Consider the following 13904-nt stretch of genomic DNA (forward strand, 5'->3'; position numbering starts at 1 on the left):
ACAAAAATACTTCATTATCCTTTTATGGGGCACAGCAGACATCCAAGTATTAAAGATGTCGGAATAGAAAATGTAATCTGGATAATCTTTTCTCAATATATCAATATTTTTAATTAGATAAGGTATAGTATACGAGGGCATTGTACGTGAATACTTTGCTGAAATGTTACCCCATTCACCAGATATATTAGGCATATACCTGATGTAAGACAGTATCTTGTCATCTGGATGCGAATAACCGACAACACAAAAGAAGAAGCCTTCAAGACTTTGTATGAAGTCCTTATCTTTGAACTTTCGTTTACTCATTTTATATTAACTATTTATTCGAATCGTTGTATAAAAGATTATGAAATATTGGCTATCATGAAGTCTGTCGGTTTATTTCCCAAAAGTATGCGGTGGTGATCTTCATGGGTATTAATTACTCTCTCAATTTTACCTTGGGCAATCACAGTCTCTCCATTCTTTGCTTGCTCACAGAATCGCCCCCTAAATGATGCTATCTCTTTTAAGTCATTAACCTTATTTCCTTCAATTATTTTAACATCGTTCACTTTATAGGTACATGGTGTGAATATACTCTCAGAGTCATCTATAATTTTGGCCCTTATCTTTGCATAGTCTTGAGGTTCATAAATAACTTCGCCATAATTCTCTCCAATTTCGTCCCAATCCTTGATGCATCTTACATAAACATCTTTACCATCGAACATTCCTTGGAGATTCTTTCTACTCTCATGCTTAACAAAATCTTCGAAAGGCATTATTGTGTCTTTTACACGAAATTGGTATAACTTTTTAAGACCTTCAATATCATAGTTAGAAATATTTTCCTTCGATTTCAAAAGGTTTTGCATAACATTATGAACTCTTAAACAATTTTCTCTACCATAAACTATTATGTCTATATCAGACGTATAGTTATAAAGTCCAATACATATAGATCCAGTAATACCTATATCATTCCATCCCATATTTGCTTCTCTTTTCAAGATTTTTATAAAGACTAAGGCTTTCTTTTGGATATCATCTAATCGAGCCTTTTTCCTTAGACTACTTAGCTCTCTTGATGGAAGAAAGCTATGAATAATGCTTGAATGTTGAATTTCTGGCAGATATTCGTTAAAAACATCATCATAAATCAAGATGTGGGGATATATCTTCTTGAGAATCTCATACCTTTTTTCGATGGAGTAGACTTTTTTATATGATCTGCCATCAAGATTCCTATTTCCGTTTGGGTCAGGTATGTATCTAATAAATGCAATTACTCTTTCTGGTGGATGTAACAATCCTTTAACTTCAAAGATTGCTCCATCTTTAATCTGTAGAAAGTCGCCTTCACGGAATTTTAAAATATTGGCCACTGCCTCTCTATACATCTTTTTGGTTTCATATTATTATTATCTTCTATTAAGAATCAGGCATATCATCCGTCAGGTCAATATCTGAAAAAATATGATATTGTATACTCTGCTATTAAAAATCTATACAGTAAAAATATATCATGATAGATTTTTAATCTAAACTATATGAAAAAAGATTTTCTAAAAATTTCTGATAAAATTATGATGACAGCTCAACTTGCTTCAGTACTAGAGGTGAGTGGTACACCAAAGCCTGGGAATGTGCATAGAACTTCAGACTTCACTGATACACGCTTTGAGCATTATCTTGCTGGCTCTATATGTCTCGGACCTTCTGTAAGAGAAGTCGCATTGAGAGGAATGAGAGCTGGCCTCGATGAGATTAAAATAAATGAGATAAAGGTTGGCAGATATATTAAAAGTACTCTTTATGAAATTAGATCATGGCACAAAGGTGGAAACACACATCTAGGTATAAGTTTACTTCTTATACCATTAGCTGCATCGGCAGGATTTAATTATATAAAATTTGGAAGTATAGAACCTAGTAAATTACGTTCAATTTTTTCAAAAGTCATTAAGTCAACAACCCCTAGGGATGCAATAGATGTTTGTGATGCAATACTCACGTCAAGCATTGAGGCTCTAGGTCGGGTAAACGTAGCACCAGACATAATTGAACTTGATACTAAAAATCGATTAATAGAGGAAGATATTAATTTGTATAAACTAATGAAGTTCTCATCTAGATGGGATACGATAGCTAAAGAATTAACTAATGGGATGAAAATTTCTTTCAACATAGGCTATAAAACTTTATTCGATTTATATGAGAAGACTCGTGACATAAATATTGCAACAGTACATACATTTCTGACAATATTAGCGAAATATCCTGATACATTTATCGCCAGAAAGGTTGGAGTTAAACATGAGAAGGAGATTAACAAAGCGATCAAAATAGGATTAGTCGAAGCTAAGAAGATTTCTAAACAAGCCAAATTTGTCTTAAAAATGGGAGGACTAATCACAGAAGATGGGCGAAGAAAATTGATTCAATTTGATAAAAATTTGAAACAAAACCGACTTAACCCTGGGACAACTGCAGACATCACAGCTTCATCATTAATGATTGCAATTTTATGTGGGATGAGACCTTAGAGGGAAAAAAGAAATAGGGAATATATGAGATCAACGAACGTCAATATATGGTAGTATGAGATAAATTACTTTAAATACAACTATTCATTTAAAGTAATCATATACATTATACTACATCTAGAAATATGTTAGCATTATCAAAGGAGGAATAAAGATGATTTCAAATTCTTACATACCCGACGAATCGGCGATCAGCCTCAAAGTAGCAAGCCGCTTGGTCAGAGAAGGAAAAGTTCATCATAAGATAATTGTGCATAATACCACCATATCCAGCATAGAAGCGAAAGCTAAATTAGGCAACCTCTCCGGAGTCAACGGTCTCAAAGATTTGAAGGAAGCATGTGATGAGAAGAATGTAAATCTAGAATATGCAGGAAATCCAAACGATGGTTCTGATGTAAATCAAGCAAACCGTGAATTTGCGAGATCGATACAAGCCTCAATAATTACATGCAACCCCATTATGGCTAAGATGTGCGAAGCACTTGGCATAAGGGTTGTATTTGGAACACCTTCACCTCTCATCGATCTTGACAAAGTTTTTACAAATGGCGTCATGAGTCTTCATCTGAAGGAAAAGCTTCCTCCGAGGGTCAAGCGTGGTCATCCAGGGAAATGGTTCTTTGAAGAGTTATCCGATATTACATTATCGAGAGAGGAACTAGAATGGATTTTAGCACAGATCATGGAGCAGACTTACTCGTTGCTAGGCGAAGATGCATTCATAGAAGTTGATAAGCTTGGGGCTACCATAATTCAGCTGAAGGATCTCCGGATCGTAGTTACCCGCCCACCCTTTTCAGATGGGTTGGAAATAACAATAACTAGACCGATATTCAAGCTCAACCTAGAAAATTATCATCTCCCCCAACAAGTTCTAACTCGAATTAGGGAACAGGCAGAAGGAATAATCGTTGCTGGTCCACCAGGGATGGGTAAGTCAACATTTGCACAAGCTTTGGCTGAACATTATCATTTACTAGGAAAAGTAGTAAAGACTATCGAGAGTCCAAGAGATCTAAATCTCCCTCCAGATATAACCCAGTATTCGAAGAAGGCTTCTAAAGAAGGCGAACTTCATGATGTACTTCTGTTGAGCAGGCCTGATTACACTATCTTCGATGAGATGCGAGGAGAAGACGACTTTAAAATCTTTATTGATCTTCGTTTTGCGGGTATAGGAATGGTCGGCGTATTACACGGAACGAACCCTATAGATGCTATCCGTCGCATAGCCTATAAGGTTGATGTGGGTGTTTTACCATCCATTGTTGATACGCTGATTTTTATGGATGAAGGACTTGTTTCCCAGATATACACACTTGAAATGACGGTCAAAGTTCCTGCAGGTCTTATAAGAGCTGATCATTCACGTCCAACTGTGTTGGTGAAGAACTTGTTAACTGGTGAAGTTGAGTATGAGTTATATGTATTCGGTGAGAGAACGTTCTTTGTACCAGTTAAAGGTCGAAAGAGAGATAAAGGAGACAAACGCAAGGCTATTTTCTCTCAAATATTGTCTAGACATTTGGATTCATTTGACTTAGATTTTGATGGCGACATGCTTAAAATAACAATACCTAAGGATGAATTTAATACATATCTGAAGAAATGTCAAAAAAGAGTCCTAAAGAAAGCTAGACGATCAGAAATCAAAATAGAAGCAATTCCGATATAGTCTTATGACAGTTTACTATTTTGAACATGCCTTATTTCTTTGCATTGTTGTCTAACGAGATGTTGACCTATCTGTTGTAGTTCTTGCTTGAATTTTTCGTAGGGATAGTTTTGGGCGTGTGTCATGGCACTCCATCTCGCAGTGAGGCTCGCCAGATAGTAGACTTCGGAAAGTTCCTTATCTGTAGCGCCATGGAACTTGGCCATTGCGGTGTGCATTGCTTGGTAGTAGGGGCATTTGATATTTGCCGCAGCTGATAGACCTATCATCTCCCTATATTTGCATGGGATCTCAGTCTCAGTAAAGGAGTACTTTTTCCACAAACTCCAATCCTTTACCAATACATCTTCAGAGAGTGCCTTCATGACGCCAGGAACGATACCTAAGGTCTCTTTTATATCTTTAAGAGTATCTTCATATTCTCCCATGTTAAAAAATACTAATATATCGTTAGGATAGCTCATCCTAAAATTATTTTCGATATATTACATAATAAATCATAAAAATTAATTATTTTTTATAAATCATTTACGACAACGAGAGTTAAAGTGGTACGTACATCTTTAATCTCTCTCATTTTCATTACAATTCTCTTCAGCCCATCTACGCTCTTCGCTTGGATTTTAGCTATTATATCATAGGCACCATAGATTTCATAGGCCTCCTCAACCTCTATATCTCCAAGCTTCTTCATGATAGCTCGATCAGATCCTGACTCTACACCCATTAATACAAATGCGATTGGCATACATAATAGGACGAGTAACTTCTATTTAAAATTCACAGAGAAAATGATATTTCGGGCTTATTTTTGATACCGAAATTAGATTAGAATCAGTAGATACCTGGTAGTTGACGTTCTCTCTTACTTCTTCCCTGGAGAACTTCATTTTTCAATTTTTGTATGTTCACATCATCCAATGTTGGAACTTGAATTAACCTATCGCCATGACCTTCTGGCGGATCAACTTAAGGTCGTCTTTTTTGAAAAAATGAAATCGGATTATAAATTTCAATAATAATTTCAACTTCTTCACGGTAAATCTTCCAGATAGAACTCGTTCGTGAGCTGTCCGCATTTTGAGCACCTGTACTCGGGGCAGTCCAGGTATTCCTAGTCTCCAGATTTTGAAATAAATGGTTGTACCACTCATTCAAGGTCCTGAATATATTCAAATCAAACTGGTTGTTCATTTCATAATATAAAAAAGGAACTAGTATTGGTTTGAATCCACGAATTGAATTACAAAGAGATAAAATGATTAGAATTCAAACAATGTCTAAAAACAGGTTTAACTTTTAAAAAAGAGGGATTTTGGGAGACATCTCCCAAAGTTATTCTGTAGGAATGTTCTGGTGTCTAAGCTGATGCTCGTAGCAGTACTGCCAGTTAAATCCAGAATTTGGTTGATTTTGAGCTTGATCCTGATGTTGGTATTGATTTTGGTTCTGGTCGCAATCGCATATACAGTCACATACACACTCTCCATCCTGAATTTTTTTCATTTCTCTATCCCGAGTCTGATCTGTTGTGCCGTTTGAATATGCTAAAACTGGCACCATATATGTAGCAGATGCCACTATGCATAGAGTCAATGCAACTACTACGACAGCTTTAATTTTTCCATTCATCTATTTCACCTCCCTTAATTTCCCTAAAATAAGGTATTTTGAACGAGATTTAGACGTTTGGTGTAACAAAACGTTTCAAAAAGTGAAACGGCTTATAAAGATCTGACCGATAATATAGCGAGAAGAGCAGGTCAACCAGAAAAAATGCTAGTGAAAATGGGAGTAGAAGAATATTAGTATTTTCGTATGTAACTAACTGTGAATGTACTGGGAGAGCCGGAACTTATAGGAGTTTTCACCGCTGATATTATGTGACGGCCCTGGACCATGACTAAGAAGAGAGCAGAAGTCCAAGAAGGTCTTCAAGGACGCACATCAGAACACATCGATGTCGTCCTAAAGTTGGTAAAAAAAACTAGCAGGAAAAGGCAATAGCTAATAAGCTGCTCGGAAAAGGCTAATACAACCGCGGGGTTGGTCTAGTCTGGTCTAGGACGTCAGCCTCCCAAGCTGGCAACGCGGGTTCGAATCCCGCACCCCGCATTTCTCTTATGAGAATGAGTATAATATTGCACTATTAATGGAAATACTAGGTGGGATTCTTACAGCCACAGGTTTAGGGGTTGTAGTGTTAGGTGAACTAAAAAAGGATACCCAAAAATAGAGTGAATAAAATATGATGATAATTATATTTACCTCAGTTCTTTTGTTACTTCTTGTTTCTTATAATCTCTTATAATGCGTAAGGTGGAACAGCCAATAAGAATATCATAAATTAGAACAAATGATCAACAAAAGACTTGATTAATATTCTTAAGAGATTCACAGAAACAGTATTGATTTCTAATAGAGTCATAAAGGTATGCTTCAATTACTTTTTAGCTAAAGAAATTATTAAAGGTAGAACTTGAAAACCTTTTAAAATCTTCAAGCTACCCTTTGCAGCTTCCTTTTCTGTAAACCTACATGTACCATCATTTGTTATGCTTTTTCCAGAGATTAATATTGGTACAGGATCAGCGCTATGACTCCTTATCTGGCAAGGAGTTGAGTGATCAGCAGATACCGCGATTACTACTTTATTTAGATCGATGCGCTCCAATAAATTGTTGAAAAACTTTGAGTCTATACTTTCTATCACCTTTTTCTTCCGTATCGCGTCTCCATCATGTCCAGGCTCATCAGGTCCCTTAATGTGAACATATACACAATCGTATCTATCTAACAGTTCAGCCGTCTTTTCTGCTTTAAGCTCATAGTCTTCAATACCTCCAGATTCAACTTCTACCATACCAGTCAACCTAGCTATTCCTCTTTCTACTGGCATATCCAAAATACATACAAAACTTAAGCCATATTTCTCGTTAAGCTTTTCGAGCCTTGGTAATGAGTTACCTGCATCTCTAAGTAATATAGCATTGGCAGGCATTTCGCCCTTTTCATCCCTTTTTACATTTACAGGGTGTTCCCTCAAAAGTTCAATAGACTTCTTGGTAAACTCATTAACTAAATCGGCGGAAAGCTGGGTCTCACTTTTTTCATCTAAGGCTTGAACCTTTTCTAACTTTAAAACCTCCTCCTCTTTTCGAACTTTGGCTACTCCAACTCCTTTTAACCTTAAGTATGCTGGGTCTGAGTTAGAGATATTTGATGATAATCTCATGTTTTCTACTTTAATCACCAAAACGGCCCTATGGGCTACAGTCGATACAAAATTGAGAGTAGTCTTTGGGTAAGACAGCTTTACATATTTATTAATCGATGTTGCAAGTTTCTTGGCTTCTTCGCTGGATAGATTTCTCCCAACCCTTCTATCCATTATTATTTCATCTTTATCTATTGTAGCAAAATTCGCTCTTATAGCAAGGTTCCCATCTTCAAAACTTAATCCCGCTCCGACAGATTCTATTACACCTCTTCCGGCATAACCTTCCTTAAAGTTATAACCCAACATATGAAAGACAGCTATATCCGACTCAGGTGGTATGTCCTTACCTACAGGGTAAACAAGACCACTGATGCCTCCTCTTGCAAGAGAATCTAATTGTGGTGTATGGGCCGCTTCAAGAGGTGTGATCCAATTTAGCTCAGGATCTGGTTTATCACCTACGCCGTCGAGTAATATGTAAATCAATCTTTTCATAATCTATCACATCTATTTTTGAGTTTGACTCGTAGAAGGATGCAAAGGCTTCGTGGTTGAAGTTGATCTCCGTAACTTTGATTTTCTTATATTTTGAACTATTATGGCAATTTTTCCTTCGAAATCTGTGTTGACTGCATCAAATACAGCAAAGGCCTCAGCGGGAGAGCTATAATAGCTGTGATGAGATTGTCTTCCTTCTTGATCTTTTCTAGTAGACATATAGGAAAGGTGATCGCTTTGTTGCAAGAGTCTCCATATCATCATGATATTTGCATCATTAATTTCTTCGATATAAGGTCTTAGGTTAAAAATTCTATCAAAGCTAATTCTCTGCATAGAATTTTCTAACCATGGGTTCGTACTCTTCTTTTCATTATCGTGAGAGATTGTTCTAACATCAGGGATTATCAGAGTTCCAGATGATTGAACATTCTTAATCACATCTGTGGGCGTATTCCATTCAAGATTCTCCCTATTTGCAACCTCCTCAGGTATTTTTTTTAAAAAATCGAAGATACCTGTATGCACCGAATTATTTCCTCCAAAAGTCTCGATCTCTAAAGCGATTAATATTACATCTCCAGGCGTAGCCGAAAGCCAATTACAATACTTATTAGCAGTTAGAGGATACTCATTCCACGTCTTTTTTGAAAATCTGAATCTAAGATCATCACTTAATTTATAATGTCTAAAAAGAAGTTTAAGCCCTTGATCCCCTGGTGAGGAATATACGTATGTAGGCAAATTTCTTGAAAAAAAAGAACCTACTCCTTCAGTCAATATACCCTCATAACCAAATTTTTTCACAGCCTTTGCAACAGAGTTATTATAGATAAGTTCGGTATTCTCAAATACATTTGGCTCAACTCCAAATAATTTCTTTATAATTTGATGGTGGAATTTTACATGTTTAATAAATTCATTCATACCGTCTTGACAGATACTTGCCAACGAATGGTAGTAATCCCCTCCAAGAATCTCTACATTCTTGGTAGCAACTAATTTTTTTAATAATTCGATCAAATCAGGTTCATACTTTATTGCCTGTTCGATGAATAGCCCGCTTAAACAGAAAGATAATTTGAATGGTTTTTCTAATTCATAAGTAGAGTCAATCGTCTCAAGTAAGATTTTAAAGGTTGGAGTATAGCAATTCTTTGAGAATTCAGTGAAAACTTGCTGATTTAGCTTGTCATCAAAGTATCTATCCATCACCGGCGCTCCTTCAGCAATCCTTTTGACTCTCTCATAAGGAAATGTCCTGTTAAGTCTAATTGGTTGATGAGCATCGATTACAAGGCAGATATAAGTCATTTCATCATAGCTTCTATTTATTATAAAGTAATTAAATGATTTACACAAAAACTATTAATCTTTATGTAGTAAATAAGTATTAGAGAAGGGAAATTGAGTGAGCTTAGAAAAGATTACTTTACAGATAAACTTGTAATCGTTAACACAAAGAAACATAAAAGTATAGATTTTAGGCTAAAGAATGAGTCTCCTAAAGAAAGTAAGTGCCCCTATTGTCCTGGTAATGAACTGATGACACCTCCAGCCAGACTTGTGCTTGTCCAGAAGGAGAAATCTCTGCTCAAGCTTACAGATGCCGAAGAAGATAGAGTCGAGGATTGGTGTGTGAGGGCATTTCTCGATGAATTTCCAGTAGTAACTCCTAGATCTGATGTAACTTATAGCGAAGATCCTCTTTATTGTGAACCTGCTTATGGTTATCATTATATAATTGTAGCAACCCCAAAACATGATGAAAATTTTCAAAAGATGGGCGTAGAACAATGGGTAAATGTCCTTTCAGTAGTACAAGATAGGGTAAGGTGGCTTTATAGTCGTAAGAATGTATCTTATGTATCCATTTTTGCAAACTATGGAGAAGAGGCAGGTGCTACAATCGAACATCCACATCTTCAAATTATCACATTACCACGCTTACCACCTATTATTGAGCAAGAAGCATCAAAGGTTCGGATAACTATGCGTGAGAAGGGGGTTTGTCCTATGTGCGAAGTCCTGAATATTGAATCGGGTGGTCCAAGACAGATTCTTACTACAAATCATTTTATAGCATTTGCTCCTTGGGCACCATCACATGCATTTGAATATTGGATCTTTCCAAAAAAACACCAAACAAGTATTCTTAAGGTCACTCAAAAAGAGATCAGAGATTTAGTATTGATTTTAAGATCTACATTAAGCGGTTTATCTAGCGTGTTAAGTGATCCTCCTTACAGTATAGTGTTCCATATATCTTCTGAAAAAAAGACTACAAGGCAACTCCATTGGCACCTTAAAATCTTTCCTCAAATTAGAAAATGGACTGGCTTTGAGAAAGGTACCCATACATACATAAATCAGGTTTCACCAGAGGAGACAGCTACTTTACTTGGTAGTGCTTCTAGAAAAGAGCTAGCAAAAATTATTGGCATTTCTTAACCTACAATCTTTTACAATAAAAAAGGCTTGTGTAGTAGAATCTTAAAGAAAGATATATTGTAAAGGTTATTATGGTATTGGCATTTTAAAATGATTATAAGTCGGAGAGATAATGAATGGTTAAACGAAATTTAAAAGCTATTATCTTGGCTGGTGGTCTGGGTACACGACTTCACCCTTATACACTCTTTATTCCAAAACCCATGCTACCTCTAGGTGATAAACCTGTTTTGGAGCACTTGATCAAGTGGCTAAATAATAATGGCATTAGAGAGATAGTGATCTGTGTAGGTTATTTAGGTAAGATTATAGAAGATTATTTTGGTGATGGGGTGGATTTAAATGTAGAAATAACCTATGCTAGAACAAAAACTCCAATGGGAACAGCAGGTCAATTGCAGAGTGCGGAGAATTTGATAAATGGTACTTTCTTATGTATTTATGGAGATTCGATCTACGATTTTATAATTCATGATATGATAGATTTTCATTTTGAAAAGGAAGCATTAGCTACAATAGCACTTGTCCCCTACAAGGTTACTCAAAAGTATGGTTTTATAGATATTGATGAAAATGGAGCTGTAAAAAAGTGGAGGGAAAAACCAAAGGTAGAGGGGCTCATAAATATTGGTTGTTATATTATGGAAGCAGGATTCTTACATTACATACCTAATGATAAGAGTTACGGCATGAACTTCGCATTTGGAAGAGCCATAGAAGCAAATGAACGAATATACGGTTACATTTCTAAAGGAAGTTTTACGGATATTGGGGATAGGAAAAGTTACATTAAGGTATATAAAAAGTATTTGAAAAAATTGGGAGATTTAACTTAGACTTTAGTGAGACTATCTTGCACCTAATGATCTTTGAAGACGAATTAACTTTTAACTTCCACCCAATAACTCTAACCAGACCGGCCTTTGACCTGGTACTGGGCTCAAAGACATTGATAGATGCTATACTAGACGAGATGAAGCCTGAACTCTATTCATTAAATGTCTCAGAGTATTTAGAACCCATCACAGTAAAAAGACATCCAAATACTGAGATAAATCCTCAAAAAGTGGATGAAGAAGTTATATTCATTAACGCTCTTCTAAGGCCAGATATAAAAGAATTAAGTACTTTATTAAAGAAAGGTAATTTTGTAGCTTTCTCAGGCGATAATTTAGCATTAGCAAAAGTAAGTCCAAAGATTGCTAATGAGGCCATGGTACCTCCCAGCTCTATGGCAAGAACATTTTCGAAAAAATTCAAGGGATATTACGATGAGTTCGTATTACCCAAATATTCGTTGATAAGGTATCCTTGGCAATTGATCGGTATGAACTCTGAAATAATTACAAGGCAAATTTCTAATATAAAAAGTTCAGATATCTTAGATATTAGTAAAAATATTACAGTTTCAGGTCCAGATTCGAATCTTATAATCCACGATAGTGTTGAGATCTATGGCAATGTATTTTTCGATGTAAAAGAAGGCCCTATTCACGTAAGTTCAGGTGCGAAGATTTTACCATTCTCAAGTATAAAGGGACCGGTTCACATAGGTAAGAATGCGATAATATCATCAGCCATAATAGGTAAAGGTACAACTCTAGGAGATTATGTGAAAGTTGGGGGTGAGATAAATAAGAGTATATTCGCTGGCTATTCAAACAAAGCCCATAGAGGATATATGGGCCACACATATGTAGGTGAATGGGTGAATATTGGCGCTATGACAACTAACTCAGACTTAAAAAATACATATGGAACTGTTAAAGTAAGGATCAAAGAAGAGATGATAGATTCAGGAGAGACAAAGATAGGTAACTTCATAGCAGATAATGTAAAGACATCAATAGGCACCACTATCTATACAGGAAAGAAGTTAGGTGTAGCTTCTCATCTTCATAGTTATGTAGTACAAGATGTCCCTAGTTTTACTATATATGCTAAAGGTTTAGGGTGTAGGCTGTTCGAGGTAGATATAGAATCTGCCATAGAGACTCAAAGGAATATGATGAAAAGAAGGGGTGTAGAACAAATGAAAGAGGATGCTGATCTTCTAAGAAAGTTATTCGAGAAAACACAGGAGGAAAGGTATAAAGCTGGAGTTATCAAAGGTAATTTCTCTTTTTACTGAGATTGAGTGCAAATTGAAGTTACTAGCTATCGCAGATGTGCATGGGAATAGTCGGGTTATACAATGGCTAATAGAATTGGGCAGATATGCCGATCTCTTAATTGTTGCTGGAGATGTCTCTGATTGGGGTAATGAATTATTTTTTAAAAATTTTTTTGAAATTATTTCAGAGAAGGGTTTAAAGACTTTTTTTGTACCGGGTAATCATGATCCAAATAATGAACTAAACTTGCGCAATATATTGAACCTTCATAACAATGTTATTAATTATTATAATATGATTTTTTGTGGTATAGGTGGATCGAATCTAACTCCTTTCAATACTCCATTCGAACTTGATGATTTCAGAGCAGAAGAGGTTTTCTCAAGACTGCCTGATAAGGTTGATGTATTTGTCTCTCACGCTTCACCGTACAAAACAAGATGTGATAGATCATACAAAGGAGAACATATAGGCTCCAAGCCCCTTAGGAGGTACATAGAGAAGACTCAACCGAAGATAGTAATATGTGGACATATTCATGAAGCAAGGAGTACAGATATGTTAGAAAATACTTTAGTAGTGAATCCAGGTCCAGCTATGAACGGATTCTATGTTACGATTTCTTTAAATGGGAAACCGAAAGTCGATTTACTCCAAGCAGAGTAGATAAATAATTTTTTTAAAAATTATTTAATATATTATCGCTATTAGAAATAAATATGTTATACAGGTACTCTAGTAGGGCTTATAGTATAAATTCAAATCCTAGCTTATTTAGTTACTCTTTCTTTATAGCTGCTTGAATTTCTTCACGTAGTTGTTCATCGGTTTTACCATAAGTATTAATTCCTAATGAGTTGGCAGCTTTGATAAGTTTTTCCCTTTCAGTCTCTTCTTTTTTGCTTGGAGTTTTTGTAATTTCTTTAAGTTCTTTATCGATCTCCTGCTTACCCCTCTCAAACTCACCTTTCGCTCTACCGAAAGCCCTAGCCATTTCTGGGACCTTCTTTGCTCCGAATAAGAGGATAATTGCAAATACAGCTACTATTAGAATTTCAACTCCTTGCATAAATTCAATTTCTTCAAGGCTCTACTTTAACTTTTCGATGAACGAATAAATAGCCTAAAATATATAAAATCATCATGGGAATAACCACAAACCACATAGTTATTCCACTCCCATCAGGCGTAATAATGGCTCCAAAGATTACAATAGCCAGTACAGCATATGAAAAATTTTTTTTCCAGAACTCTGGCTCGATCAAACCTATAGATGTCAATACAACCATTATTATAGGTAGCTGAAAGGAAATTCCAAAGGACAAAGTAAATAGCAACACAAATGAGATAAATTCGTCAATAGTTAAAAAAGTCTGTGCGCCCAAAGGTAAGGCATAACCATACAGGAAGTC

The 13904-nt window shown here is 35.8% G+C and carries 15 protein-coding genes and 1 tRNA gene; 7 read left to right on the forward strand and 9 right to left on the reverse strand.

Annotated elements, in window-relative coordinates:
• A partial coding sequence (locus tag L6N96_05755) for a hypothetical protein (protein ID MCP8323663.1) occupies positions 1-309 on the reverse strand: 309 nt, incomplete at its 3' end.
• A 38-nt stretch (positions 310-347) separates the two neighbouring features.
• On the reverse strand, positions 348-1385 hold the full coding sequence (locus L6N96_05760) for a hypothetical protein (GenBank protein MCP8323664.1): 1038 nt from the start codon (positions 1383-1385) through the stop codon (positions 348-350).
• Positions 1386-1535: 150 nt separating this feature from the next.
• Between L6N96_05760 and L6N96_05765 the strand changes: the two genes are divergently transcribed.
• Positions 1536-2531, forward strand: a complete 996-nt coding sequence (locus L6N96_05765) for a triphosphoribosyl-dephospho-CoA synthase (GenBank protein MCP8323665.1) — start codon at positions 1536-1538, stop codon at positions 2529-2531.
• Positions 2532-2685: 154 nt separating this feature from the next.
• A complete protein-coding gene (tadA, locus tag L6N96_05770) occupies positions 2686-4209 on the forward strand; it encodes a Flp pilus assembly complex ATPase component TadA (GenBank protein ID MCP8323666.1) in 1524 nt (507 codons plus the stop codon).
• Positions 4210-4211: 2 nt separating this feature from the next.
• Here tadA and L6N96_05775 read toward each other — a convergent pair whose 3' ends face one another.
• From L6N96_05775 to L6N96_05785, 3 genes are all read right to left on the reverse strand, one after another.
• Entirely contained in the window at positions 4212-4637 is a 426-nt protein-coding gene (locus L6N96_05775; GenBank protein ID MCP8323667.1) for a carboxymuconolactone decarboxylase family protein, read from the reverse strand.
• An 89-nt stretch (positions 4638-4726) separates the two neighbouring features.
• Positions 4727-4957: an Lrp/AsnC ligand binding domain-containing protein gene (locus L6N96_05780; protein MCP8323668.1), complete on the reverse strand. Its 231-nt coding sequence runs from the start codon at positions 4955-4957 to the stop codon at positions 4727-4729.
• Between the two features lie 587 nt (positions 4958-5544).
• Positions 5545-5841 (reverse strand): hypothetical protein, encoded by a 297-nt coding sequence (locus L6N96_05785; GenBank protein MCP8323669.1) that lies wholly within the window; start codon positions 5839-5841, stop codon positions 5545-5547.
• 408 nt (positions 5842-6249) lie between these two features.
• Here L6N96_05785 and L6N96_05790 point away from each other — a divergent pair.
• Positions 6250-6324 (forward strand) — tRNA-Gly (locus L6N96_05790).
• Positions 6325-6652: 328 nt separating this feature from the next.
• Here the strand turns inward: L6N96_05790 and L6N96_05795 are convergent.
• Both L6N96_05795 and L6N96_05800 read right to left on the reverse strand, forming a co-directional pair.
• Entirely contained in the window at positions 6653-7924 is a 1272-nt protein-coding gene (locus tag L6N96_05795; GenBank protein MCP8323670.1) for an alkaline phosphatase family protein, read from the reverse strand.
• A gap of 12 nt (positions 7925-7936) precedes the next feature.
• Positions 7937-9241, reverse strand: coding sequence for a glycoside hydrolase family 57 protein (locus tag L6N96_05800; GenBank protein ID MCP8323671.1), 1305 nt, complete (start codon positions 9239-9241; stop codon positions 7937-7939).
• 93 nt (positions 9242-9334) lie between these two features.
• Here L6N96_05800 and L6N96_05805 point away from each other — a divergent pair, with 93 nt between their 5' ends.
• The 4 genes from L6N96_05805 (at position 9335) to L6N96_05820 (ending at position 13158) form a co-directional block, all read left to right on the forward strand.
• Complete coding sequence (locus L6N96_05805; GenBank protein MCP8323672.1) at positions 9335-10378, forward strand: DUF4921 family protein; 1044 nt, start codon at positions 9335-9337, stop codon at positions 10376-10378.
• A 116-nt stretch (positions 10379-10494) separates the two neighbouring features.
• On the forward strand, positions 10495-11214 hold the full coding sequence (locus L6N96_05810) for a nucleotidyltransferase family protein (GenBank protein ID MCP8323673.1): 720 nt from the start codon (positions 10495-10497) through the stop codon (positions 11212-11214).
• Between the two features lie 26 nt (positions 11215-11240).
• Positions 11241-12509, forward strand: a complete 1269-nt coding sequence (locus L6N96_05815) for a hypothetical protein (GenBank protein ID MCP8323674.1) — start codon at positions 11241-11243, stop codon at positions 12507-12509.
• Positions 12510-12522: 13 nt separating this feature from the next.
• On the forward strand, positions 12523-13158 hold the full coding sequence (locus tag L6N96_05820) for a metallophosphoesterase (GenBank protein MCP8323675.1): 636 nt from the start codon (positions 12523-12525) through the stop codon (positions 13156-13158).
• A 112-nt stretch (positions 13159-13270) separates the two neighbouring features.
• Here the strand turns inward: L6N96_05820 and L6N96_05825 are convergent, their stop codons facing one another.
• Positions 13271-13561, reverse strand: a complete 291-nt coding sequence (locus L6N96_05825) for a twin-arginine translocase TatA/TatE family subunit (protein MCP8323676.1) — start codon at positions 13559-13561, stop codon at positions 13271-13273.
• 13 nt (positions 13562-13574) lie between these two features.
• Positions 13575-13904, reverse strand: a 330-nt coding sequence (locus L6N96_05830) for a twin-arginine translocase subunit TatC (GenBank protein MCP8323677.1), incomplete at its 5' end; no start/stop codon positions are given.

Source organism: Candidatus Methylarchaceae archaeon HK02M2 (assembly GCA_024256165.1).
Classification (GTDB): domain Archaea; phylum Thermoproteota; class Nitrososphaeria; order Nitrososphaerales; family JACAEJ01; genus HK02M2.

Coding starts and splice junctions, on each gene's coding strand:
- L6N96_05785 (MCP8323669.1), bottom strand. CDS start 5,841: ATGAATGGAAAAATTAAAGCTGTCGTAGTAGTTGCATTGACTCTATGC.
- L6N96_05775 (MCP8323667.1), bottom strand. CDS start 4,637: ATGGGAGAATATGAAGATACTCTTAAAGATATAAAAGAGACCTTAGGT.
- tadA (MCP8323666.1), top strand. CDS start 2,686: ATGATTTCAAATTCTTACATACCCGACGAATCGGCGATCAGCCTCAAA.
- L6N96_05825 (MCP8323676.1), bottom strand. CDS start 13,561: ATGCAAGGAGTTGAAATTCTAATAGTAGCTGTATTTGCAATTATCCTC.
- L6N96_05815 (MCP8323674.1), top strand. CDS start 11,241: ATGATCTTTGAAGACGAATTAACTTTTAACTTCCACCCAATAACTCTA.
- L6N96_05800 (MCP8323671.1), bottom strand. CDS start 9,241: ATGACTTATATCTGCCTTGTAATCGATGCTCATCAACCAATTAGACTT.
- L6N96_05795 (MCP8323670.1), bottom strand. CDS start 7,924: ATGAAAAGATTGATTTACATATTACTCGACGGCGTAGGTGATAAACCA.
- L6N96_05810 (MCP8323673.1), top strand. CDS start 10,495: ATGGTTAAACGAAATTTAAAAGCTATTATCTTGGCTGGTGGTCTGGGT.
- L6N96_05765 (MCP8323665.1), top strand. CDS start 1,536: ATGAAAAAAGATTTTCTAAAAATTTCTGATAAAATTATGATGACAGCT.
- L6N96_05780 (MCP8323668.1), bottom strand. CDS start 4,957: ATGCCAATCGCATTTGTATTAATGGGTGTAGAGTCAGGATCTGATCGA.
- L6N96_05760 (MCP8323664.1), bottom strand. CDS start 1,385: ATGTATAGAGAGGCAGTGGCCAATATTTTAAAATTCCGTGAAGGCGAC.